7 protein-coding genes are annotated in these 26,769 nt (G+C 62.0%); 5 read left to right on the plus strand and 2 right to left on the minus strand.

Annotation, left to right across the window (positions count from 1 at the left end; translation table 11 throughout):
- Window positions 1-289 precede the first annotated feature (289 nt).
- From Enr13x_RS09385 to Enr13x_RS09405, 5 genes are all read left to right on the plus strand, one after another.
- The gene (locus tag Enr13x_RS09385; RefSeq protein WP_145385797.1) at window positions 290-1,252 is read left to right on the plus strand and encodes a hypothetical protein; all 963 of its coding nucleotides are present in this window, start codon (window positions 290-292) and stop codon (window positions 1,250-1,252) included.
- A gap of 5 nt (window positions 1,253-1,257) precedes the next feature.
- Window positions 1,258-1,884 (plus strand): hypothetical protein, encoded by a 627-nt coding sequence (locus tag Enr13x_RS09390; protein WP_145385799.1) that lies wholly within the window; start codon window positions 1,258-1,260, stop codon window positions 1,882-1,884.
- Window positions 1,885-1,938: 54 nt separating this feature from the next.
- Window positions 1,939-3,258 (plus strand): tetratricopeptide repeat protein, encoded by a 1,320-nt coding sequence (locus tag Enr13x_RS09395; protein ID WP_145385801.1) that lies wholly within the window; start codon window positions 1,939-1,941, stop codon window positions 3,256-3,258.
- 212 nt (window positions 3,259-3,470) lie between these two features.
- On the plus strand, window positions 3,471-5,501 hold the full coding sequence (locus Enr13x_RS09400) for a type VI secretion system Vgr family protein (protein WP_145385803.1): 2,031 nt from the start codon (window positions 3,471-3,473) through the stop codon (window positions 5,499-5,501).
- 78 nt (window positions 5,502-5,579) lie between these two features.
- On the plus strand, window positions 5,580-6,488 hold the full coding sequence (locus Enr13x_RS09405; protein ID WP_145385805.1) for an FHA domain-containing protein: 909 nt from the start codon (window positions 5,580-5,582) through the stop codon (window positions 6,486-6,488).
- A gap of 104 nt (window positions 6,489-6,592) precedes the next feature.
- Here Enr13x_RS09405 and Enr13x_RS09410 read toward each other — a convergent pair whose 3' ends face one another.
- Complete coding sequence (locus tag Enr13x_RS09410) at window positions 6,593-12,745, minus strand: WD40 repeat domain-containing serine/threonine protein kinase (RefSeq protein WP_145385807.1); 6,153 nt, start codon at window positions 12,743-12,745, stop codon at window positions 6,593-6,595.
- Complete coding sequence (locus tag Enr13x_RS09415; protein WP_145385809.1) at window positions 12,736-26,652, minus strand: beta strand repeat-containing protein; 13,917 nt, start codon at window positions 26,650-26,652, stop codon at window positions 12,736-12,738. The genes Enr13x_RS09410 and Enr13x_RS09415 overlap by 10 nt, the downstream gene beginning before the upstream one ends.
- Window positions 26,653-26,769 lie beyond the last annotated feature (117 nt).

Consider the following 26,769-nt stretch of genomic DNA (forward strand, 5'->3'; position numbering starts at 1 on the left):
CCGTCGCCTGAAGTGCGAGTTTAGCCGACGACGGCATTCTGGCCCAGCGGCAGATCGGCTGACCGAACGGTATGGATGCGGTGGTGGACGCAGTGATCGTCTCGTGCTGCAACGCCGTCGGCCCGCCAGCAGCACTGCCCGGCGGCAGCACTGCCCGCCAGCAGCACTGCCCGCCAGCAGCACTGTCCGCCAGCAGCACTGTAGGCAGTCGCGCGGCAAAACCTTACCATGACCGACGGACGCTGTTGACCGTCCCGACTGCAACGTACTTTCTTTTTTGATCCGCACCATGTCGCGCTCTGATCATTCGATCGACAGACCGTCGAACGCTGCCGACGTGCGACAAGCGGGCGGGGCCCCGTCCCAACAGGGACCGTTTCGTTCGTTCGGGGCGCCCCAGTGTGTGGTCTGTGGAGTTGGTTTAACCGTTTCCGAACAGGCGGTCGGGAAAACCTGCTCACGCAGCGAATGCAAAACGCGTCGGGTGCGGCAGCAAGCCCAGGCGGAGAGTCGTCGCCAACAAGCGCTGCGCGATCGTGTCGCGATGGCCGAGCAGGCGCTGGTCGAATCGAAATCGATTCCCGCCCAGACCGATCGTGTGCTGGGTGTTCTGCCCTCCAACCGGCGTCGACTAGTCGGGATTTCCAAACGGCAGCTGCGCCCGTTCATCGATCGTTTGATGGGCATCATCAGCCAAGCGGCCGCAATCCGCTTCGGCAATGCGACCCTGGAAGACGACGGTGTCGGCTACAAAACACCCGTCGACTTGGCGCCATCGGAACTCGCCATCCTGGGCAACGGTTGTGCGGTCTGTCGCGGCCACTGTTGTTTCCAAGGCCGCGGCCATGCCTTCATACACGTTGACACCGTGCTCGGATACATGGAGCGTCATCCCGACCAGCGACCACGCGACGTCTTGCAGGCTTACGTGTCGCGGATCGGTCCCAAGGCCTACGAAGATTCCTGTGTCTACCATGCCGAGAACGGATGCACGTTGCCGCGCGACATGCGCTCCAAGGTCTGTAACGGCTATCTCTGCAAAGGCCTCGACGAGATCCTCGATCGGTTGCAGGATTCGTCACCGGAGGTGTTTGTGATTTCCGTCAGCGACTACGATCGGGAGGACTGCGGCGATCCATCCGGCCCGTCGACCCGGGTGGCCGTCATTGACGCACAGCAGGTGACACGCTATCCGTTCATCGATCCCGCCGAGGGCGGCGGCGACGACAACATCACATCATCGGAGGCTTGAGCGACGTGCCGGTTTGCACCAAAACCATCATCGAGCGCGGTGGACGGGAGTTGATCGAATTGCTCACCCATTGTGTGTTTTCGTTCAACACCGACGTGCTGTTTCTCTATTGTGTCGGCGAATACCAGCTTCGCCCCCAAGCGGTCAGCGCGCTGGCGATCTACGACGTGTTCTGCGCCCCGGCGGCTCCGGCTCGTATCAGTGACCCGTCTCAGATTCCGCCCAAGGACATGCGGGTCGGGCAAACGATCGCTGACCTGCGCCAGGCATTCCAAGCGGCGACCTGCGATCCGCCCCAGCCGAAAGCCGTCGAGGATGACGATGACGATGACGAGCGCCGGGACGCTGGCCAGGACGACACGCCGGCCGGATCGACTCCGCCGGTTCGTCCCGCCGTTCCGCTTCCGCCCCGCTATCTGTTTGATTCGATCGCGGCGAACCTGGCCGTTTCGGAGCAGGCGAAAATCGCAACGCTGGAAAACTACTACGACCCGAAACGGACGCCCCAAGAGAACTTGCCGGGCGGTGAGCTGACCGACGTCCAGCGTGCCTTCGTGGACCACGTCTGGACGCCACGGATCCGTCCCTACCTTGTTTCGTCGGGGTTTTGGCGCGTTTCGACCGTCGGTTGAGCTGCGAAACGGTTGACTGTCTCGAACTTCACTTCCCCCACCCAACACCGCCGCATGGCATCTCGACCCCAGCTTCCGCCCATCGCGGACGTCGTCTCCTTGGCCGTCTCGCTTCACCAAGGCGGGCATTTGACCGAAGCGGAAGGACTTTACCAACGTGCATTGGAACGGGCGCCCGAAAACGTGGATGCGCTGCACTTTTTGGGCGTGCTGCGGCATCAACAGGGGAACTCCGACGAGGCGGTGCGGTTGATCCGTCGCTCGCTTCGCGGCAATCCCCGGTATCACGGGGCCCGCAACAACCTGGGAAACGTGCTGAAAGAGTCCGAACGTTTTGCCGAGGCGGAAACCGAGTACCGAAAGGTGATCGAGGCGGATCCCGGGCATGCCGACGCGTTGAACAATCTTGGCGCCGTGCTTCGCGTGCTCAAGCGGACCGAGGAGGCGATCGCGTCGTTTGAGCAAGCCATCCGGTTGCAGCCTCGGCATTCCGACGCCCACCAAAATCTCGGCAACGCGTTGAAGTCCAGCGGGCGACTGGAGCAGGCATTGGTGGCGTTCCGAACGGCGGTTGAAATCGATCCGCACCGCACGACGGCTCGTCTAAGTTTGGGACGGGCGCTGTACGCGTGCGGCAGAATCGATGAAGCCATCAGCGTCTATCGTCAGTGGCTGGCGGTTGCCCCCGAGAATCCGATCGCGAAACACATGCTGGCCGCCTGTGAGGGAAATGAGGTGCCGGACCGTTGTTCCGAAGCCTTCATCCGAGAGTCCTTTGATGTGTTTGCGTCCAGTTTCGACGAAGTGCTGGAACGGCTGAATTATCGTGCTCCGGCCCAGATTGCCGACGCCCTCTCGAATGTCGCGACGCCGCAGGGAACCATGCAGGTGCTCGATGCCGGTTGCGGCACCGGATTGTGCGGCGAGGATTTGCGGGCCTATGCGGAGCGGCTGATCGGAATCGATCTGTCCCCCAAGATGATGGTCAAGGCGGCGGCCCGCGGCCTGTACGATGAATTGACGGAAGCCGATCTGGTGGCGTACCTGTCCGATCACGCCGACCGGTACGATCTGATCGTCTCGGCCGACACGTTGATCTATTTTGGGGCGCTTGACGAGGCGATCGGGGCGGCGGCCAATGCGTTGCGACCGGGAGGGATGCTGTTGTTCACCGTCGAAAGTCAACCGGATGCCGACGACGTGCCGCCCTACCAGCTCCATCCCCACGGCAGATACAGTCATCGGCACGATTATCTTACCGATTGTATCCAGGCAGCCTCGCTCCGCGTTCATGCGATTGAGCCGGTGACCCTCCGTCTGGAACTGAAGCAGCCCGTCCACGGATTGGTGGTCACGGCGGTCAAAGAAAACTGAACCCGCCGCAATTTTTGCCGCCGCAATCGTTGCCTCCGCAGTGCATCCGCTTCTTGCTCGGCCTGTTGAATCCATCGCCAGACGCCCTCGTGCAAGCGCCCTCGTGCAAGCGCCGCGGTGCACGTCACAGTCTGGTGCTGGAGTCATCGGATACTGTACAATCCGACCACTACAGATTGTCCCTGCTCTGGCGCATTGAGATTAGCTGAATTATGAGTTCGTCCCAGATCAACCGCGGGATCGCAGTCACCACACAGGCCGGACCGGACAAACTGCTGTTCCACCGCATGTCTGCCTTCGAGCGACTGGGAAGCCCTTTCGAATTTTCGTTGGATCTGCTGTCGTTTGATCACAACATCGTCCTGGACGATTTGCTGGGCACACCGGCTTGTGTCTCGGTGCTGCGTCCGAACGGTTCGACTCGGTATTTCCACGGCCTGATCAACCGCTTCTCGTGGGCGGGAAGCCACGGTGAACTCTCGGTGTACCGCGCCACCCTGGTGCCTTGGCTGTGGTTTTTAACCCGCAACACCAACTGCCGGATCTTTCAGGAAAAGACGGTCCCCGAGATCATCACCACGGTGTTTCGCGATCATGGGTTCACCGACTTTGTCGATTCGTCACGGGAAAGCCACCGTCGTTGGGAATATTGCGTTCAGTACCGCGAATCCGATTTCGATTTCGTCAATCGTTTGATGGAACAGGAAGGGATCTACTATTACTTCAAGCACGACGAATCAAAACACCAAATGGTTTTGGCCGATGGCATGACGGCGCATTCGCCTGCAGACGGCTACGCGACCGTCCCCTTTTTTCCACCGGATGAAGGGCGGTTGCGAGAAATGGAGCATGTCTACCATTGGTCCGCCAGCAAAGAAGTCCAAACCGGTGCGTATGCCCTCAACGACTTTAATTTTGAAACTCCCAACGCGAATCTGTTGGCTTCGTCAAAGACGATTCTCAAACATGACATGTCGAAGTTTGAGATGTTTGACTATCCGGGGGAATACACCAAAATGGCGGAGGGGACGACCTATTCTCAACGTCGCATTGAAGAACAAGAGGCCCGATTCGAGCGCGTCAGAGGCAATTCCAACGTACTCGGTTTGGAAGCCGGTTCGGTATTCACGCTCGCCGGCCATTTTCGCCGCGATCAGAACGAAAAGTACTTGATCGTTTCGAGCAATTTGGAATTGAGCACCAGCGAGTACGAGACGGGACCCTCCGGACCCAAACTGTTGCCCGAATGTTCGTTTGAGGCGATCAAGAGCAGTCAGGTTTATCGCTCCGAACGCCAAACCCCCTTGCCCAGGATTCGCGGGCCGCAGACGGCGGTGGTGGTGGGGAAAAAGGGCGATGAGATCTACACCGACCAATACGGACGCGTCAAGGTTCAATTCCATTGGGATCGCGAAGGGAAATTGGACGAGAACAGTTCCTGCTGGGTCCGCGTTGCCCAGTCCTGGGCCGGCAAACGCTGGGGAGCGATTCACATTCCGCGAGTCGGCCAGGAAGTGATTGTCGAGTTTCTCGAAGGCGATCCCGACCACCCGATCATCACCGGACGGGTTTACAACGCCCTCGAAATGCCGCCTTATAAGTTGCCCGACAACGCAACCCAAAGCGGCATCAAGACTCACAGTACGGCCAAAGGGACCGACCAAAACTTCAACGAGTTGCGTTTCGAAGACAAAAAGGGTGAAGAACAGGTTTACTTTCACGCCGAAAAGGACTTCGAACGAATCGTCGAAAACAACGATACCCTGAAAGTCGGTTTCGAAAAGAAAGACACCGGCGATCAGGTGATCGAAATTTTCAACAACCAAAAAGTCCTGATCGGTGATGCCAGCGCCAAAGACGGCAGTCAGACCATCACGATCTTGAAGGATTTCACCCACACCGTCAGCAAGGGTGACGCAAAGATCGCGATTGAGAAAGGCAAACGTTCCACGACGGTCTACGGCGACGAAGCCCTGACGATCACAACGGGAAACCGCACCTCCGTCATCAGCAAAGGCGATGACTCCCTGAAAATCAACGCCGGTGCCCATACGACCCAGGCGGCCAAGTCGATCGTGCTGAAAGTCGGAGGAAGCAGCATCAAAATTGATAATTCCGGCATCACGATCAAGGGCACCCAGATCGTCGTCCAAGGTCAAGCCTCGGCGGCCCTCAAAGCGCCGATGGCCACCGTCTCCGGCAGTATGGTGACGGTGAAAGGTAGCCTGGTGAATATTAACTGATCCGTCCTGCAGTTTGGTCTCCCCGTTCATCCGCTTCCCAGTCATCGATCCACCTTCTTTCTTTCCGGATCTCTAGTCATGAGAGTCATTCTTCAGGTCACCGCAGGACCGGCACTGGGTCGCCAAATCCCGCTCCAATCCGGCGAACGGGCACGATTCGGAAGCAGTGACAGTGCCGATGTCTGCTTTCCAGAAGACGTGCAGATGGCCGAAGTGCACTTCGAACTGGAATGCCAGTCCGAACAGTGCCTGGTCCGCGATCTGTCGGGCACCGCCGGGACCTTCGTCAACGACGAACCCGTCGAAGAAGCGTCGATCGAGGATGGCGATCAGATCGTTGCCGGGCAAACGCAGCTTCGTACCGTCGTCAAGGGACGCCCCGGCGATCCAAAGGGCAAGCCCGACGAGTCCCAGACAGACCAGCCCGTCGAACCGAAACTCTCCGCCGTCGAGCTTTGCCAAATGACCGATCTGGAGGAAGAGTCGTTGCAGCTGTTTCGCCCCAGCCATACGCCGGAAGAGTTTTTCCAGGTTCTGACGGACAACCAACTGTTTGCCGACGCCATCCGAATCCTCTCGCTGTACCTGCCCAAACGACAAGCCATTTATTGGGCGTATCGGGCCGTCGACGATGTCTTTCCACGAGACCTGATCGGCGACGAGCGAACCGCGCTCGACGTGACGATGGCCTGGTTGAAGGATCCCAGCGAAGAAAACCGCCGAGCTGCCATGGCGATCGCCGAAAAACTGGAGTTCGCCAATGCACCCAGTTTGGTCGCCGCGGCCGCCTGTTGGAGCGAAGGCAGTATGGCGCCGGCGGAGTTCGACGAGGTCCCCCCCGATCCGAATCTGACCGCCCAAATGGCCGCCGCGGCGATGACGATGACCGCCACCAGCGGCGAGGTGAAATCAATCAACGATCGCTTCGGAAAGATTACCGAAATCGGAAAACAGTTCCTGGCCGGTGACGTCGAGCTGCCCGCTTAGCAACGCACGGAAACGAAGCCTATCCCACTGATTGTCTTGCCCCCATCACCGCGGGTTCATCATTCTGCCCCGTATCATTCTGCCATCCGCTCCCACGATCTGAATCACCAACCCCCTGCCGCCAAACTTTCCGAATGCGGCAGCTCTTCCCCGGAATCTTGGTTGTCATCCGGTTCCACTTCAATCTTGATCGTCTGGCTGACGGTTTGCTTTTCGAGTGATGCTTCGGGTCGCCCGTCCGTTGCGCCGTCCGCGTCATGGTCGGTGTACTGAAAACCGGACAGCGTGACTTCGACGGTCCGCGAGATCACGGCCATCTCAGCGACTTCGGCGTCCTGCTCCAGATCCGTCGCCACGTCGCTGCCGTTCGGCACCTCGTCGCTGCCGCTCGGCACCTTCTGGCTGTCGCTCGCTGCGTCATCGCTGGACGATTCGACTCGATAAGCCAGTGCGGCGATCAACGCTTGCACCGACCTGACGTCGACCGCATCGCTGAATCGGACACGCAATCGATCCGCCGGCCCCTCGTTCGAAACGAGTTCACCGATCACTTTCGGCTCCGCTTGGTGATGAGCGCGGTGAGAAAGCATGGTGCGTCCTTGCCGGGTGTCGGTCACGATCGTGGCGCCCAGCAAGTCGGTCATCGGTCGAATCGCCAGCGTCTCACCGGCAAGCCGCTCGCCCAGAATCGACACGGTCAATTCCGCGCCGCCGAATCGGGCCAGCCGGCTGGGATCGCTCAGCAAAACAGACGTGCCGATCTGCTTGAACGATGCGTTTCGTCGAACCGTGAACTGATCATTCGAAAACGCAAACGTGATCGGGTACAGGGGCGCGCCCTCCCAGATCGTCGTTTGCCCGTTCATCCCGGATGACAACAGGTTCTGGCCGTCGGGCGAAATCGAAATGGAGGTGATATCACTTTCCGAGTTGACTTCACTTTCGGCATCCAGTCGGAACAGCTTTTTGTTCAGGGTGAACAACTCTTTGATCAAGCCGCTCGACGCGATCGTTTCCGGTTTGACCTGGGGGGCCTCTTGCGACGGGTCGTTCGCAACGATTGCCTCTAAGATGCGGCTGGTGTCCCAGATGCCGATGCCTTTGCCCTGGCCGGTGATCAGTCGTCGGCGGTCATAGGAAAGGGCGATCGCGGTGGTTCCACTGGCGTCTTCCCGATCCATTTGTGCCAGCAGATTGCCACGCCGATCCCAGAACGCGACGACGCGATCTCCGTCACAGGTCACGATCCAGCTGCCGTCGTCGGCATACACGGCCGTCTGCACTTTACCCGGTTGCCAGGTCTCCAGCACACGCTGCAAGGTTCCGTCGGCTGCGAGTTGCCAAACCGCCGCACCGCTGTCGGTGCCGGCCAAGATGCGGGTCCCGTCGGGTGAAAACATGGCAAAATTCAGCTCGCGACGATCATCGTCCCCGCGCGATTCAAGTGGACTGTGCCACTGCTGGGCATCGAACCGCCATAGTTTCCAGGTCCCGTTTCGCTCCGCCGTGATCATCCGATTCGGATCGGTGGGGTCAAAAAAGGTGGACACGATCGGTCCGTCATGCTGGCCGGCCAAGTGGACTGCGGCGCTGGTGTTTTCACTCCAACGGTCCGCGTCCAATTCCCAAACACGGACGTTTCCCTCGCTATCGCCGACCACCAGACGATCGCTTCGGCCGCTGGCGGGATCGTACGAGAAATCGGCGGCAACAATTTTTGATGCGGGGCGGAAACTCTTCTTGAGCGTCGTAAAACTCAGCGGCCGCTGCCGGTCGGCGGCCCACAGTCGAGCACCCTTGCCGCCGACCACCAAGAGTTGCGTTTCCGGCGCGTCATTGCCCACGATGAACGCGGTCGAAACTTCACCGATTTGCGATGAATTCATCTCGGCAAAATCAGCGTCTGGATGGTTCCAATCCCAATAGCCGATCCGATAACGTGACGGGCGGCTGGTGCCCAACGGGCCGCCGCGATCCGAACCGGACTTGGCCGGGAAAAACAGACTCAGCAAGGCCCGGTCGGTTCCCGGGACAAAGCGTGCGGAACGAATCGTCGGCCGGTTGTCGGTCCAATCACGGCGGCCGGCATCATCGGTGAGCAAGAAGCTGGCTTCCGCTCGAATCGCGTCGCCCTCCAAACGGAACAGTTCGGCGACGGGAAAATCGGTGCCTTCCAGCGGGGCGTGTCCGACCAGCAAACGGTCGCCGGCGGCGGAAACGTCCAATGCCGTCACCGGGCCCGACCAGGGCAGTTTGGTTTCTTGGGTTCCGTCGGTTGCATTCCATCGGATCACTTCACCATCCACACCGGCGGTGATCAACGACCGGCCCGACGGCAAAAACGCGGCGCTGCGGATGGCAGAACGGTGTGCCCGAAAACGGACCAGTTGGCGAGGGCTGTTCGTTGCGGTCTCGACCTGGTAGACGAAACAGTGCCCCGAGGAATCCCCGACCATGAAACGCCCCCCATCGGGTGAGAACTTGATCGTCGTCACATCGGGAATTCGCCGTTGCAGACGATTCATCGCGTCGATGCCGTCGGACGTCGTGCGGACCGAGACGGGCGAATACGTCGCGCCGCGGCGTTGGGTGACCGCTTCGGCTTGCCGGGCCAACTGCGAACGGGCATAGTCGCCCAGCAAGGCCGTTTTGACCACGTCGCCTTGCGCGTCGACACGCCAAAACCATGCCGGCGTCATGTGTTCATCGCTGCCGGTGACGACCAACGCGTTGCCCCGGTCGTGCTGCCACGCCACGTCCGCGGCGCCACGATATCCGGTCCCATCAAGCTTTAACGTGTGTGTCCCGCGGGTGACGTTCCACAGCCGCGTCGTGTTATCGCCGGCCGACGTCATCAACCGTTCGCCCTGCGGATCGATCACACCGGTGGCCGCCAACATGGCGTGCCCCTGGACCAACATCTCTCCGGTCGCGCGGCCGGGGTTTTGTAGGTCCCAGACTTCGACCGTGCCGTTGGCATAGACCGTCGCGATCCAGCGTCCGTCGCGGGAATAGATGGATTGGAGCGCACTGGACAGTCCGCGTTCACTCGGTTGGCGGCTCAAGCGAACCTCCGGGTCCGGAATCAGATCACGGGGCATCGAATACGCTTGCCACGCCCAGAGTTTCAAACCGTCGTCGGCCCCCGACAACACGTATTGGCCGTTGTTGGAAAACACGCACGACCGGACCCAACGCCCGTGACCGCTGAGCACTTTGTCCAGTTTCCAGCTGTCCTCAGTCGGCCGCCACACCCGCACGGTGTTGTCGTTTCCGCCGGTGACGATGATCTGCTGATCGCCGAGACGGCCCACCGCGATGCTGCGAATACTGGCGGTATGACGATCGCCGGTGGCGCCGATCTCGTCGCGTCGGTTGGCGTCTCCCTGATTCCGATCGACCTGTCCTTGCAAACGTTTTTTCAACAGGTCGGTGCCCGCGGCCACGACATCGGCTTGCGCCGAACTGAGCTTCCAACGCAGCAGGCTTCGGTCGTATCCGCCCGAGAGCACGGACCGGCCGTCGGGGCTGAACACGGCTGCGTAGACCGGGCCATCGTGGCCGCGAAAATCGTACAGCTTTTTCGCTTCGCTGACGCCCGTGGGCTTCGGCGTGGCCAGCCAGACGCGGACCCGGCCGTCTTCACAGGCGGTCACGACCAAGTCATCGTTGATTGGCGAAAGCCTGGCGCTCCAAACCTTGGGATCCAAGTGGTCCGCCATCACGGAGAGACGTGCAGCGGTGTTCCGGTCCCAAACCACGGCGGTCCGGTCGGCGGCGCTGGTGACGACCTTCGTCGCGTCGCCGGAAAAGGCCACGCTCAACACTTCCCCTCTGTGTCCCTGCAGCAACGAAGGGGTTGCCGCGACTCCATCGGACGTGATTTCCCAGACACAGACGTCGAAATCGCTTTGCCGCGAATCACCCTCCGGATCTTGTCGGCGAATCCCCGCCGCGGCCAAGTAGCGTCCGTCGGCGGAGACCGCCACGGCGCTCAGCTTGTTTCCGAACGGGATCGTGATCGGCTCCGCATCGCTGTCCAAGGCCGTGACACCCTTCCACAGCAAGACGTCCCCGTTATCGGTTCCCGCCGCCAGCACCTCGCCGTCGGCGGAACTGGCGACCGCTTCGATACGATCCTGGCCCGTCAGCGTTGCCACCGAAGCGGGACTCCAACTGTGTTTCAAGATGCCCCACTCGATGTGCCGCATTTGGGACATCACCGGATCGGCATCGGGCTTGGTCGGGTCCAGTTTGTCCAGAATGCGTTCGGCCTTGTCGCGCAACTTGCGTCGGATGGACTCGGCCGCTAATCCGATATTCGAGGAGTACGGTGCTTCTTCGGCGCGACGTTTTTCCAACCGGGCTTCGGCCTCCAACCGCCGAGCTTCCCGCTGGGCCCGGACAGCTTCGTTTCGAGCCAGCTCCGCGTTTTCTCTTTCTTCTTCCGCCTTGAGCTTCGCTTCGGTCGCTTCGCCTTTCTGAGTATTCGCCACGTCGCGTTGGTTTTTAAGTCGGTCCGCGTTTTCCAACGACTCCTTGTAGAAGTAAAGCGTCACGACCACGACGGCCAGGATCGCCGCGATCGCCGTTCCCGCGGCAATCTTTGAAACCCATGCCAGACGTCGCCGCGCCGCCCGTTTGTTTTCCAGCTTGGAAAGCAGATCGCGATGCTCGGGGTTGTTCGAATCCAGAACGGAAATCCCCAGTTCGTAGTTCTCCTGTGCCAGGGCGTTTTTGGCGTGTTCCAGCGTCGACAAACGCATTCCGACCGCGGCGGCGGTGTTGCCGTCCCAAAGTTTCAGCGCCTCTTCATAGGCAAACCGGGCACGGGCAAATTCATCGCTGCTTTGTTGCCGCTTCGCTCGGGCGAAGTGTTCATCGGCACTTTCGGACAGCTTGATGCTCTCACGATGCGATTGGTATTCACGAATCGCATCTTGCAACTCTTGGACGGACTGGTAGCGGTCTTCCAGATTGGTCGCCATCGCGCGGCGGGCGATGTCCACCAATTCGCCCGAGCGCGTCGTCGGGATGATTTCGTTGGCGGCCGCGGCCAGCAGGGCTTCGCCGGTATCGCCGGTCCGCGGGTGGGGCGGAGTCCCGGTGACGATCTCATACAGCACCGCGCCCAACAGATAAATGTCACTGACCACACCCAGCTCGGACGGATTGTGGGCCGCCATCTCGGGCGCCATGTAGGCCGGTGTGCCGGCCGGCCCGGTCGCGACCGATGCCCAGGGTTGGTTGGGATCTTTGGTGATCGAAACCGCAATCCCCCAGTCCATCACCGAGACTTCACCGAACTCGCCCACCATGACGTTGTGTGGCTTGATGTCTCGGTGCAGAAAGTTTCGGTCGTGGGCAAAGGCGATCGCGTCACAGACCTTCATCAGGATTTCCAGATTCTCCGGAATCGTGTTCTCCTGAATGAATTCGTTCCACGGTCGCCCTTGGACGTGCTTCATCGAGTAGAACGGGATCCCGGTCGCATCGCGCCCCAACTCGTAAATCGGAACGATGTTGGGGTGTTCCAGTTGGCCCGTGACGACGACTTCGGAAATGAACTGGCTCTCCCCCACGCTTCCGGCACCGGCCAGTTCGGCCATCGGAACCTTGACCGCCACGTTGCGGTCCAGCGAGGTTTGGCGGGCCGACCAGACACGGCCCATGCTGCCTTCGCCGATCACATCGGTCAGTTCGTAATCGCCTTCGCTGGCACCTTTGGCACCGCCCTTTCCCTTCGTGATTTTTCGCGTCGCGATACTCAACGTCGGGCTCTCGACCTTCGTTTCGGTCGACGGTTGATGGGAGCTGAGCGTGCTCTCTGCGGTGAAGCCGGCTCCTCCGCCGCCGAAGGTGGACTCCCAAGTGCGTTCGACGCGTCGCCGAAATTGGGGCGACAGACGCCGGGGTTGAATCAACCCTTCGCTGCTGGCGACCTCCTGCAGCGGGCTGTCGGGCTCAACGGCCGTCGGATCAAACTGACTCGGCGGCGGGGCGGGGGCATTGGGGGCCGGGGCGTCGGGGGCCCCGCGCGGCTCCTCCGGATCGGTCGCCGCATCCTCGGCGGTCGGTTGCGGGGCGGCGAAGGGAGACGAGGCGGCATAATCGACCGCCGCCACGGGCTGTTCGGCCGGCGCGTCGGGGATGACTTCTTCGTGACCGGTGAAGAAGCACGCGCAGCTTCCACAACGCCCATTGGCCTGGTCGCGCTGGCTGCATTCGGAACCGCAATAAGAACAGATTAGCGCCATGACGCTGGTCTCCTCGCTGACAAATGATTTCGATCACGCTCGGGCTGCGATGACGCCACGCGCCGCCGTCGCGTATCCCGTCGCGTATCCCGTCGGCCCATCCCCGCGGCCAACACAATGCCGCCCGTTGAGACCACCGGAACGCTGCCCAGGCGTTCGACGCTGCTCAGGTTGGAACGCCCGATCGATCCCGCAGCCGGCACCGCAGTGGGCCCGGCGGCCGGGCGGTCGACCGACGCCGCCGGAGGGTTCTCCGGCGGCTCGGCGTCCGCGTCTGCGTCCGCGTCGGACTCGGTCGCGTCCATTGGCTGACCGGGTTGATCGTCGCTTTGAGATTCAATCGGTTGTCCGTCGCGGATGATAAAGTCCAACACCAGACGTTCCGTTTGCCCTTCGATCAAATAGATTCGATACCGATCGTCGGGCAATCGCTTGAACAGTTCGGGCAATTGGCTCAGTTCAAATCCCTCGCCCGAATCGGGGTCTTCCAGGTCCGGCAGGCTGTACTCTTCACGTCCCGGCTGCGAATCCCAAAGCTTGACTTCGCCCTCCGACTCGGCACCAAACGAAACGATCCGCAGCACATAGTAGCGCTGGCTGGTCACCACGGCGGAACCGACAGAATTGTTGAATTGCAGTGGCGGCGTGACAAAAACGATGCGTTGGGTCGCGGGTGTGGTGACGACGATCTGCTCGAAGGTGCGCACAAAATCGACGCTGTCCGCCTCCGGCAACGGCGCCGAAAACGGCAGCAGCGCGCCTTCGACCCGCAGCGTGACCGTGGTGGTAAACTCCGGGCGATCGAGCAAGTCGGTGGTGTGTTGTGTCAGCACGATCGAGCCGTCCGCGATCGACGTCAGTGCCACGGTGACATTGATGTCGCCCTGATTCGGGGCAACGTCGTAGGAGTGTTGGAAGTTCACCCCGACCCCACCGGTGCTGATGTTTTGTTCCAGAGGGTTGCGGCGGAGCGGATCACTATCACCCGGATTGCCTTCCAACCAGTCCACTTCGGCTGCGAACCCGATCCCCAACGGATCGTTGACCGTCACATCGATTTGGGCGTTTCGCTGGGTGCCGCCCAGTAATTCGCCGACTTGCGTTCCGCTGATCGGATTGGACGCATTGATCAGCACGCCGCTAATCTGGCCCTTGCTCGTTGCCACGACGGCGGAATCAGCGAGCGTCAACACGCCCGCCCCGGCACCATCGTCGTTGGCCGAGATGGTGACCGACACCGCGTCGTTGCTACCGGTCGTGACTCGGGCCACCCTGTCCAGTGCCAGGTCGTCGTCGGCACGCAAGGCGATCTGCCCGCTCCCTGAGGTGATCCAGCCGTTCACGTTTAGGTCGGACGACGCACCGACCGCTTCCAGCGTGATCGAACCACTGCCCGATGTGATGCTACTTGGGATGCGTCCGCCGCTGGAGACGGCGATGGTGCCGCCGGCGGAAATCGAGACGTCGCCGGAGGATTGTTGCTGGACCGTCAAGAGGGTGATGCCGTCGGATTCGATGACTTGGATGTCTCCGCTGCCGCGGTTGATGGCTTCAAGCGACGTGACCGTTGTGTCGAGCCCGATCCCCGTCATCGCGTCGACCGACAATGCATTGGCGGTGACCGACGCCCCGGTGTTTTGCACGCCGCCGCCCGAGGCGATCAATTCAATGTTGTCGTTGGCGTGGGTGAGTGCGGCATCCACGGTCAGATTGCTCGCCGATGCGGTCAGACTGATCGTCTGGGTCGAGGCATCGGTCGACAGGCTCGCGAGTTGGCTGGTGTTGAACGCGCCCTGGTCGACCAACGCGATGTTGCCGGCGGCGCCGAATCCTGTCGTGGACAGTTCATAGGTCGTCGCATCGGCGACCAGCGCGGTGCCAATCCCGATGCCTCCGGCGGCGACCAGACGCAAGGTGTCGGCGGTCGCGACGCCGCCGCCGACCAGGTCACCGCTCGTCGCGATCAGCGTCAAGTCATCGTTGGAATCTCCGATTGTGCTGTCGACCGTCAAGTTCGAATTCTCGGACGTGAGCGTGACCGTTTGGCTGGAACCATCGGTCGACAACACTGTGATTTGGCTGGTATTCAGGGGGCCGGTATCGACCAGTGAGATGTTGCCGGCGACGCCTGCCGCGGACGTCGTCAAACTGTAGGTCGCCGCGTTGGCCCTGACAGGGGTACCGACCCCGATGCCGCCGCCGGCCCGCAGGGTCAAACTGTTGGACGTCACCGTGCCGCCGCCGTTGATATTTCCCATCGTGGCGGTGAAACGCAGATTGTCATTGGCGTCGCCGACCGCACCGCCGATGTTGAAATCTCCCGTCCGAGTCGTCAGGTCGATCGTTTGTGACGAGATGTCCGTTGCGACCATGAAGTCGGCCGAGCCGACGTCCTGGACGGTGATGTTGCCCGCCGAGTTGACGCCGGCGGAGGTTAACAGGATGGTGTTGGCGTTGGTCAGCAGGATGGATCCGATGCCGATCCCGCCGCTCGAATTGACGGTCAAGGTATCGGCCGTGATGCTGCCCCCACCGACCACATCGCCGTTGCTGGTGATCAAGATCAGGTCGTCAACGGAATCACCGATCGGTCCGCCGATGGTTAGATCACCATTGGAAACGGTGACGCTGGCCGTCTGCGCCGAAGCCGCCGTGTTGATCGACAAGTCGACAGCGTCGTTCTCGATGACCGTGATATCACCCGCCCCATCCGCTCCGTGAGTGGTCAGAATCAACGAGTCCGCGTCGGTGTTCAGCGCCGTCCCGACGCCGATGCCGTCGGAGGAAACGATCGTCAATGTCGCCGCCGACACGGTCGCACCGCCCCCGACAATGTCCCCCGCGGTGGTGTTCAAATTGAGATGGTCCATCGAATCGCCGATCGCCCCGCCGACGATCAGATCGCCTGACGCCACGGACAAGTCAACCGTTTGTGTCGACGCGTCGGTCGTCAGCGTGACCTGGGCGGTGTTCAAGCTGTTCGTACTGATCAACTCGATGTTGCCGTTCGCACCGACACCTTGGGTTTCCAAGTTGTACGTCGCCGCATTGGCCGTCACAGCCGTGGTGATCCCGATCCCGCCGCCGGCCCGGAGCGTCAAGTCGTTGGCGGTCACGGTACCGACGCCGCCGTTGATGTTCCCATCGCTCGCGGCGAACATCAGGCTATCGTTTCCGTCACCAATCGCGCCGCCGACGGTGAAGTCGCCGGTCGTCAGCGTCACGGAGATCATCTGCCCCGAGGTATCGGTCGCGATCGACAGATTAGCCGCGTCGGCTTGCACCACGCTGATGTTTCCTGCCGCGTCGATTCCCGCGGACGTCAGGTCGAGCGTGTTGGCGTCCGTTTGCAGTGGGATGCCGTTGCCGATGCCGCCGCTGGAATTGACCGTCAATGTGTCGGCGGTCACGATTCCGCCACCGACCACGTCGCCGCCGGATGTGATCAAGGTCAAGTCGTCGTTGGTATCCCCGATCGGATTGCTGATGGTCAGGTTTCCGTTGAGCACCTGCACGCTGGCCGTTTGGGCGGATCCCGCCGTCGTGATCGACAGATCGACCGCATCGGCTTCGACCACGCTGATATCGCCCAGACCATTGAGTCCGTTGGTGATCAGATTCAACGAATCGGCATTCGTGCTGAGTTGCGTGCCGATTCCGATCCCACCGCCGGCGTCGACCGTCAGATTGGCTGCGGTCGCCGTCGCGCCGCCCTCGACATTGCCGACCAGGGCGTTCAAGATCAGGTTGTCGCCGGCGTCACCGATTGCGGCATCGACGGTCAGGTCGCCTAAGGAGGCGGTGAGACTGATCGTCTGGGGCGTCGTGCCGGTTGACAGAGTGGTGATCTGGCTGGTGGTCAGCGAGTTGGTGTCAACCAGCGTGATATTGCCCGCAGCGCCCACGCCGAGTGTGGTCAACGCGTAGCTTGCCGCGTTGGCGGTGATTTCGGTGCCGATACCGATACCGCCCCCGGCTTGTAACATCAGGGCGTTCGCCGTCACCGTTCCGCCGCCTTCGATATTTCCGGCCGTTGCAATGAACGTCAGGCTGTCAGCGCCGTCGCCGATCGCACCACCGATGGTGATGTCGCCGGTGGTTTGGGTCAGTTGGATCAACTGACCCGACGCGTCGGTATTAACCACATACGTTGTCGCGTCAAGTTCCTGCACCCGAATGTCCCCCGCCGCCCCGCTGCCACCAGACGTCAGGTCCAGCGTGTCGACATTGGTGTTCAAGACCACTCCCGTTCCGATGCCTTCGCTCGAGTTGACCGTCAACGTGGCCGCCGTCACGGTCGCGCCGCCGTTGACGCTTCCGGCCGAGGTGCGGAGCGTCAGGCTGTCCGTCGCATTGCCGATCGCCCCGCCGACGGTCAGGTCACCGGCCAGGGCATCGAGACGAACGACCTGTGCCGAAGTGTCGGTCACCAAGGTCACTTGGTTGGTGTTCAACGCATTGTTGTCAAACAGCGTGATGTTGCCGTCCGCCGCATCTCCAAAACTGGTCAGATGATAGGTGTTGGCATCGGCCGTCACTGCGGTGCCGATTCCGATGCCGCCGCCCGCACTGAGCCGCAGTTGGTCGGCCGTCGCCAGGGCGCCACCGACCACATCGCCGACCGATGCGTTGAGCGTCAGACTGTCGATTGAATTTCCGATCGCCTGATTGATCAGCAGGTTACCCGTCGAAGCCGTCAACTCGACCGTCTGGGCCGACAACACGTCCGTCGTCAGAGTGACCTGACTGGTGCTGAGCGAATTCGTGTCGATCAGACGAATGTTACCGGACGCTCCGTTGCCGGTCGTGGTCAAGTCGTAACTCGTCGCGTCGGCCGACACGGCGATGCCGATTCCAATCCCGCCGCCGGCGATCAAGGAAAGCTGGTCGGCCGTCACCACCGCGCCGCCAACGATGTCTCCGGCGTCGGCCCGCAACGTCAAATGGTCGTTTGAATCTCCGAGATCGCCGTCGATCGTGAAATCCCCTGTCGACGCGGTCAGATCGATGGTTTGGGGGCTGGAGTGCGTCGCCAACGTGACCCCAGAGGTGCTCAACGCGGTGGCGTTGATCACCGTGATGTTTCCGTTGCCCGCGGTGCCCCCACTGGTCAGGTTCAGTGCCGCGGCGTTCGTGTCCAGCGCGACCCCGATCCCGATCCCGTCGTCGGCGTTCACCGTCAGTGTCGCGGCGGTCGCGGTCGCACCCCCGACGACGTCGCCGTCCAATGCGATCAACGTCAGATGGTCGATCGTGTTGCCGATCGCAGCGCCAACGGTCAGGTCACCTGTCGTCGCGGTCAGGCTGATCGTCTGCGCCGTGCCGGCCGTCGACAGCGTCGTGATTTGGTCGGTGTTGACGGCGCCGGTGTCGACCAATGTGATGTCGCCCGCGGCGTCGGCTCCCAATGTCGTCAAGCTATAGGTCGCCGCGTTCGCCGTCACGGCAGTTCCGATTCCGATTCCCCCGCCGGCGCTCAACGTCAGGTCATTGGCCGTCACCGTGCCGCCCCCGATGATGTCGCCGGTGGTGGCCTGGAAGATCAAGCTGTCGTTTGCGTCGCCGATCGTTCCGCCCAGGGTGAAATCACCGGTCGAAAGCGTGACGGCAATCGTCTGCGCCGAGGCGGCCGTTGTGACCGAAAGGTTCGCCGCGTCGGCCTGGGTGACCGTGATGTTGCCCGCAGCGTCCACACCGAATGTTGTTAGGTTTAGCGTGTTCGCGTCGGTTTCCAACACGGGGCCGATCCCAATCCCTCCGTTCGCATTGACGGTCAACGTCTCCGCGGTCACCGTGGCTCCTCCGACGACGTTCCCGGCGGATGAAATCAACGTCAGGTTGTCGGCCGCGTTGCCGATCGCGTCACCGACGGTCAGGTTCCCCATCGCGGCGGTCAGGCTGACCGTTTGTACCGACGAACCGTCGGTCGCCAGGGTGGTGATTTGATTGGTGTTTAGTGGGCCGACGTCAATCAACGTGATGTCGCCCGCGGCGTCGGTGCCGGCGGTCGTCAGGCTGTAGCTGGTCGCGTCGACGGTCACAGCGTTGCCGACACCGACACCGATCCCGCCACCGGCGTTCATCGTCAACGTGGCAGCGGTCGCGGTCGTGGCCACATCGCCGATGATGTTGCCGGTGGTGGCGACGAGCGTCAGGTCGTCGATGGCGTTGCCGATGTCGGAGCCGATCGTCAGATTGCCGGTCGCGGCGGTCAGGCTGACTGTTTGCGCCGATACGGCGGTGGAAAGCAGGGTGATTTGATTGGTGTTGAAGGCGCCGGTATCGACCAGTGCGATGTCGCCGGTGTTGCCGGCACCGGCGGTCGTCAGACTGTAACTGGTCGCGTTGGCCTGTACCGCCGTGCCGATGCCGATCCCGCCGTTGGCGTCCAGGGTCAGAATATTGGCCGTCGCCGTTGCCCCGCCGCCGACGATGTCGCCGGCCACTGCGGTCAGGTTCAAGTGATCGTTGGCGTGCCCGATCGCTCCGCCGACGGTCAAGTCACCGGTGGTCGCGGTCAGGTCGATCGTTTGCGTCGAACCGGCAGCGGTGAGCGTGGTGATTTGACTGGTGTTGAGCGCACCGGTGTCGACCAGCCTGATGTCGCCCAGGGCGCCGGTGCCGTTGGTGGTCAGATCGTAGGTGTTGGCGTTGGCGGTGACCGCGGTTCCGATGCCGATTCCCCCGCTGGCGTTGAGCGTCAATTCGTCGGCGGTGACGGTTCCGCCGCCGACGATGTCGCCGCCTGATGCGATGAAGGTCAAACTGTCGTTGCCGTCGCCGATCGCACCGCCGACGGTGAAGTCACCGGTGGTCAGCGTGATGCTGATCGTCTGTCCCGACGTGTCGGTGGCGATCATCAGGTTGGCGGCATCGGCCTGCACCACGGTAATGTCGCCGGCGGCATCGGTTCCGTGGGTGGTCAGGTCCAGCGTGTTGACATCGGTATCGAGCGCGGTTCCGATTCCGATGCCGCCGCTGGCATCGATCGTCAACGTGTCGGCGGTCACCAACGCTCCGCCGACCACGTCGCCGCCGGAAGTGGTCAGGTTGATGTCGTCGTTGGCATCACCGACCGCTGCGTCGATGGTCAGGTCTCCGGTGGTGATCGTCACGTCAATGGTCTGCTTCGACGCATCGGTGGCGACTGAAAGGTTGGCGGTGTCGGCTTCGATGATCGTGATGTCCCCGGCAACGCCAACACCGGCGCTGGTCAAGGCCAGCGTGTCGGCGTCAGAATTGAAGGTTGTGACGATGCCGATCCCGCCGGCCGCGTTGATCGTCAGGGTTGCCGCTGTCGCGGTCGCGCCCCCTTCGACGTCACCGGCGGTTGCAATCAGTGTCAGGTGGTCGGTCGCGTCGCCGATCGCGGCGTCGACTGTCAGATCATCGATGGTCGCGGTCAGACTGACCGTCTGTGCCGTCGGACCGTCGGTCGCCAGGGTGGTGATTTGGCTGGTGTCCAGGGCTCCGACATCGACCAGCGTGATATTCCCCGCGGCGTTGGTTCCGGCGGTCGTCAAACTGTAGCTGGTCGCGTCGACGGTCACAGCGTTGCCGACACCGATGCCGATCCCGCCGCCGGCGTTCATCGTCAACGTGGCAGCGGTCGCGGTCGTGGCGACATCGCCGATGATGTCGCCGGCGCTGGCGACGAGCGTCAGGTCGTCGATGGCGTTGCCGATGTCGGCACCGATCGTCAGATTGCCGGTCGCGGCGGTCAGGCTGACTGTTTGCGCTGATACGGCGGTGGACAGCAGGGTGATTTGATTGGTGTTGAAGGCGCCGGTATCGACCAGTGCGATGTCGCCGGTGTTGCCGGCACCGGCGGTCGTCAGACTGTAACTGGTCGCGTTGGCCTGTACCGCCGTGCCGATGCCGATCCCGCCGTTGGCGTCCAGGGTCAGAATATTGGCCGTCGCCGTCGCCCCACCGCCGACGATGTCGCCGGCCACTGCGGTCAGGTTCAAGTGATCGTTGGCGTGCCCGATCGCTCCGCCGACGGTCAAGTCACCGGTGGTCGCGGTCAGGTCGATCGTTTGCGTCGAACCGGCAGCGGTGAGCGTGGTGATTTGACTGGTGTTGAGTGCGCCGGTGTCGACCAGCGTGATGTTGCCCAAGGCGCCGGCGCCGTTGGTGGTCAGGTCGTAGGTGTTGGCGTTGGCGGTGACCGCGGTTCCGATGCCGATTCCTCCGCTGGCGTTGAGCGTCAGAGCATTGGCGGTGACGGTTCCGCCGCCGACGATGTCGCCGCTGGAGGCGATGAAGGTCAAATTGTCGTTGCCGTCGCCGATCGCACCGCCGACAGTGAAATCACCGGTGGACAGTGTGATGCTGATGGTCTGTCCCGACGTGTCGGTGGCGATCATCAGGTTAGCGGCATTGGCCTGCACTACGGTGATGTCGCCGGCGGCATCGGTTCCGTGGGTGGTCAGGTTCAGCGTGTTGACATCGGTATCGAGCGCGGTTCCGATTCCGATGCCGCCGCTGGCATCGATGGTCAACGTGTCGGCGGTCACCGTCGCTCCGCCGACCACGTCGCCGGCGGAAGTGGTCAGGTTGATGTCGTCGTTGGCATCACCGACCGCTGCGTCGATGGTCAGGTTTCCGGTAGTGATCGTCACGTCAATGACCTGCTTCGACGCGTCGGTCGTGACCGACAGATCGGCGGTGTCGGCTTCGATGATGGTGATATCGCCCGCCGATGCATTCCCGCCGCTGGTCAGGTTGAGCGTGTCGGCGTCGGAATTGAAGGTCGCATTGATGCCGATGCCCAAGTCGGCATCGATCGTCAACGTTGCTGCGGTCGCGGTCGCCCCGCCGTCGACGTTCCCGGCGGCTGAAATCAACGTCAGGTCGTCGGCCGCGTTGCCGATCGCGCCACCGACGGTCAGGTTCCCCGTGGTTGCGGTCAGGCTGACCGTTTGTTCCGACGAACCGTTGGTCGCCAGGGTGGTGATTTGATTGGTGTTCAGTGGGCCGACGTCAATCAACGTGATGTCGCCCGCGAAATTTGTTCCGGCGGTCGTCAGGCTGTAGCTGGTCGCGTCGACGTTCACAGCGTTGCCGACGCCGATGCCGATCCCGCCGCCGGCGTTCATCGTCAACGTGGCAGCGGTCGCGGTCGTGGCCACATCGCCGATGATGTCGCCGGCGGTGGCGACGAGCGTTAGATGATCGACTAAATTGCCGATGTCGGCACCGATCGTCAGATCGCCGGTCGCCGCGGTCAGGCTGACCGTTTGTGCCGATGCGGTGGTGGACAGCAGGGTGATTTGATTGGTGTTGAAGGCGCCGGTATCGACCAGTGCGATGTCGCCGGTGTTGCCGGCACCGGCGGTCGTCAGACTGTAACTGGTCGCGTTGGCCTGTACCGCCGTGCCGATGCCGATCCCGCCGCTGGCGTCCAGGGTCAGTGTATTGGCCGTCGCCGTTGCCCCGCCGCCGACGATGTCACCGGCTAGCGCGGTCAGGTTCAAGTGATCGTTGGCGTGCCCGATCGCTCCGCCGACGATCAAGTCACCGGTGGTCGCGGTCAGGTCGATCGTTTGCGTCGAACCGGCAGCGGTGAGCGTGGTGATTTGACTGGTGTGGAGCGCGCCGGTATCGATCAGCGTGATGTTGCCCGCGGCGCCGGCCCCGCTGGTGGTCAGACTGTACACGTTGGCGTTGGCGGTGACCGCGGTTCCGATACCGATTCCCCCGCTGGCGTTGAGCGTCAATTCGTCGGCGGTGACGGTTCCGCCGCCGACGATGTCGCCGCCTGATGCGATGAAGGTCAAATTGTCGGCCCCGTCGCCGATCGCACCGCCGACGGTGAAGTCACCGGTGGAAAGTGTGATGCTGATTGTCTGTGCCGAGACAACGGTAGAGATCATCACGTTGGCGGCATCGGCCTGCACCACGGTGATGTCGCCGTCGGCATCGATTCCGTGGGTGGTCAGGTCCAGCGTGTTGGCATCGGTAACCAGCGCGGTTCCGATTCCGATGCCGCCGCTGGCATCGACGGTCAACGTGTCGGCCGTCACCATCGCTCCGCCGACCACATCACCGCCGGAGGCGGTCAGGTTGATGTCGTCGTTGGCATCACCGACCGCTGTGTCGATGGTCAGGTTTCCGGTGGTGATCGTCACGTCAACGGTCTGCTTCGACGCGTCGGTCGTGACCGACAGATCGGCGGCGTCGGCTTGGATGATGGTGATGTTGCCCGCCGAGGCATTCCCGCCGCTGGTCAGGTTGAGCGTGTCGGCGTCGGAATTGAAGGTCGCATTGATGCCGATGCCCGCGTTGGCATCGATCGTCAACGTCGCTGCGGTCGCGGTCGCCCCGCCGTCGACGTTCCCGGCGGCTGAAATCAACGTCAAGTTGTCGGCCGAGTTGCCGATCGCGCCACCGACGGTCAGGTTCCCCGTGGTGGCGGTCAGGCTGACCGTTTGTTCCGACGAACCGTTGGTCGCCAGGGCGGTGACTTGATTGGTATTCAGTGGGCCAATGTCAATCAGCGTGATATCCCCCGCGGCGTCGGTTCCGTTGGTCGTCAAGCTGTAACTGGTCGCGTCGGCGGTCACGGCGGTTCCGACACCGATGCCGCCGTCGGCATTCATCGTCAACGTGGCGGCGGTCGCGGTGGTGGCCACATCACCGACGATGTCGCCGGCGGTGGCGACGAGCGTCAAATTATCGATCGCGTTGCCGATGTCGGTGCCGAGGGTCAGATTGCCGGTGGTCGCGGTCAGGCTGACCGTTTGCACCGACACGGCGGTGGAAAGCGTGGTGATTTGGCTGGTGTTGAAGGGTCCAGCATCGACTAGGGCGATGTCGCCGTCGCTGCCCACACCGGTCGTCGCCAAGTTGTAGCTGGTCGCGTCGGCTTCCACCGCCGTTCCGATCCCGATCCCGCCGCTGGCGTTCAGGGTCAGTGTATTGGCGGTCACGATTGCAGCGCCGCCGACGATGTCGCCTGATGAAGCGATCAGGGAGATGTTGTCGTCGGCATCGCCGATCGCTCCTCCGACCGTCAAATCGCCGCTGGAAACTGTGACACTGACCGTTTGCTCCATGGCGGCGGTGGAGACGGCCAGATTCACGGCGTCGGCTTCGATGACCGTGATGTTTCCGGCACCAGCAGCGCCCCCGCTGGTCAGATCGAGGGTCGCGCTGTCGGTGTGGAGCGTGGTGCCGATTCCGATTCCCAGTCCGGCGTTGACGGTCAGTGTCGCAGCGGTCGCGGTCGCTCCACCGATGACATTCCCGGCGGTGGCCGCCAATGTCAGGTGGTCGGTCGTGTTTCCGATCGCATTGCCGACGGTCAGATGCCCCGTGACCGCGGTCAGGCTGACTGTTTGGGCCGTCCCCGATGTCGCGAGCGTTGTGATTTGATTTGTATTGAGCGTGTCCGTATCACTGAAGTGGATATCACCCGCGGCGTCAGCTCCGGACGTTGTCAAACTGTAGGTCACCGCATCGGCAGAGAAGGCGGTACCGATACCGATGCCGCCTCCGGCGCTGAGGACCAGGGCATTGGCAGTGACCGTCGCGCCTCCGTCAACGTCTCCCGCCGACGCGGTCAACGTGATGTTGTCGTTGCTATCGCCCATCGCAGCTCCGATGGTCAGGTTCCCTATCGTCGCGGTGACCTGGACTGCCTGCGCCGTGGCGGCGGTTGCAACGGAAAGGCTGGCCCCATCGGCTTCGACAAGCGTGATGTCGCCGGCGCTGCCGGCACCACCGGTCGTCAGGTCGAGGGTATCGACATCTGTATGGAAGGTGGTTCCGCCACCGATTCCGCCGCTGGCGTCGAGGGTCAGTGTCGCGGCCGTCACCGTGCCCCCGCCATTGATGTTGCCGCCGGTCGTGGTCATTCCCACATCGCCGACTCCGGCATCGATCGCTGCGTCAATCGTGATGTTGCCGGTGTGGTTGAGGGTCACCAGACCGTCACTGGTGGTAATCGTTCCACCGGTGTTATCGAAGTTGACGCCTGAGGCGGTGAAGGTTCCTCCGTTGGTTGTTACCGTATTCTTGACCAGCACATCACCGGCCGCGGTATTGGGATCGGTTTGATCGCCGCTGTTGTCATTCGCGGTTAAGTCGACATTCAATGTCCCCGTCGACGAGGTGATCTTCCCCTGTAAATCGATGGTGCCTGCGGCCGTGATCGCGAACGTGACAGTGACGCCGGTGTTCAGCACGATCTCCGCGTCGGCGTTGAGCAGCACATCTCCGTTTTCGGTGTTGTCACCCGCGTCGCCAGAGTCCGTGGTGATCGAGACGTTGGTGCCGAGGTTCAGCACCGTGTTGATATTTGTGTCGCCGATCGTTGTGTTGCCGGCACTGGGGCTGAACGTGCCTGTGGGGATTGCAATGGTGGATCCGTCGATGATCGTGACGTTCAAGGGGTCCAACAACCACGTTCCCGCGACGCCCCTGGCGGAACTCGCATTGACCGCGCTGGCGGCCACATCGAGCGACACCTTTCCCGAGGTTTCGATCAGGCCCCCGTCCCCGCCCTGACCGCCGCCGCGTGCGGAGAGGGTGCCATGCATCCGTGTCGTGTGGTCCGCCCAGACGATCACCTTGCCGCCATGTCCGTTGTCGATCGCGTCGGCGCGAACGATCGAGTCTTGGGAGACATAGGTGACGTAAGCGTTTCTCACTTGCCCCCGGCCCAAGTAATCGCCTCCGATCAGAACCGTTCCGCCGCCGGCCGATCCCGATGCATCGATGTGTGCCGCATCGAACAAGCCGACGTTGAATCCCAACACGTGTACGACACCGCCTTGCCCTGCCGTTTCATCGGACGAAACGTCGATCAGTCCGCGGACGATCGCGACGCCGTGTTCGCCGGCATCGAGGGAGACGAAACCGGCCGAGGCGTTGATCGAGCCGTCCAGCTCGATCGACGGTCCGGATAACGCCACGCTGCCGCCGTGATTGACGATGCTGCCGGTGGAGCTGAGCGTCAATTCCTCAGTCGCGACGATATTGACCTCGGCCTGATCGGTGCGAACCGCCGAGGAGAGTTGCACGTCGCCGGCGGTCACGCTCAGGTCACCGCCGCCCCAATCGGTTTCGCCCGAAAACACGATCGAATCGTTGTCGTCACCTTGAAAAACGAAACTCGCCGCAAAGGAATCAGAGAGCCCTTTGACGTCGACGTGGTCCGCGTCGGTTTCACCGTCGATGTCGGAAACGATTCGCAAGGATTCGTTCGGATCGTCGAACGACATCGTGAACTGCGAATCCGAATCGATGTTCGGATCAATCGATTGCCAGACCTGCAACTGGCTGACTCCCGCGACGTCCGATTGATCCAGCGTGACCCGATCGGCATCGCTGCCCAGCTGGACGGTCAACCTGTCCACGCTCAGGTCTTGGCTCAGGTCCTCGATGCCCTCGAACTGAAAGGTTGAGCCGCCGGCGGCGGATCGGATTTCCGAGTCCACCACACCGGGAGAATCAATGGCATGGATCAGCGACTCGATGTGCCCGGCGGTGATGATCCGAACCGAATCCTGGCCTTGTCCGCCATCAAATCGAATCTGCTGTTCGGCCAGCGATCCATCGCCGAGATCGATGACCAGGGAATCATCATCGCCCGAACCGTGGATTGTGATCGAATCGACTTGATCCACCGAAACGCTGTTGACGCGTTCTCCGTTGACGCTGACGTGGACCTGGTCCTGGTCGACTTGCAAATGAAACGCATCGGCGTGGCCGTCGTTGGCGTCTCTGCCGGCGTCGACGACCAGTTCGCTGGCCAAACCATCGCCATTGAGCACGCGTCGGGTCTCCAATCGCGTGACGTTCAACTCCGCGAACAATTCTTCTCTCCGCCGATCGATCCGTCGTTGACGCACCGGTGGGCGTCCACCGATGAGTTTTCGAATCCAATTGGGGAGTTTCATGATGACGAGCTCGGAATCAACAAGGCGACCTGGGCGTTTGACCTATCTGCCGGGGAAGGAGTTCCCTGCATTCTTCCCGGCCAAGGACCGCCTGCTGGTCGGTCGGGACCCGGCGTG

The sequence above is a fragment of the Stieleria neptunia genome, assembly GCF_007754155.1.
Lineage (GTDB): Bacteria > Planctomycetota > Planctomycetia > Pirellulales > Pirellulaceae > Stieleria > Stieleria neptunia.

What these genes read in the sequence shown, in the direction of transcription:
- Enr13x_RS09395 (WP_145385801.1), top strand. Translation starts at nt 1,939, where the DNA reads ATGGCATCTCGACCCCAGCTTCCGCCCATCGCGGACGTCGTCTCCTTG.
- Enr13x_RS09410 (WP_145385807.1), bottom strand. Translation starts at nt 12,745, where the DNA reads ATGGCGCTAATCTGTTCTTATTGCGGTTCCGAATGCAGCCAGCGCGAC.
- Enr13x_RS09385 (WP_145385797.1), top strand. Translation starts at nt 290, where the DNA reads ATGTCGCGCTCTGATCATTCGATCGACAGACCGTCGAACGCTGCCGAC.
- Enr13x_RS09405 (WP_145385805.1), top strand. Translation starts at nt 5,580, where the DNA reads ATGAGAGTCATTCTTCAGGTCACCGCAGGACCGGCACTGGGTCGCCAA.
- Enr13x_RS09415 (WP_145385809.1), bottom strand. Translation starts at nt 26,652, where the DNA reads ATGAAACTCCCCAATTGGATTCGAAAACTCATCGGTGGACGCCCACCG.
- Enr13x_RS09400 (WP_145385803.1), top strand. Translation starts at nt 3,471, where the DNA reads ATGAGTTCGTCCCAGATCAACCGCGGGATCGCAGTCACCACACAGGCC.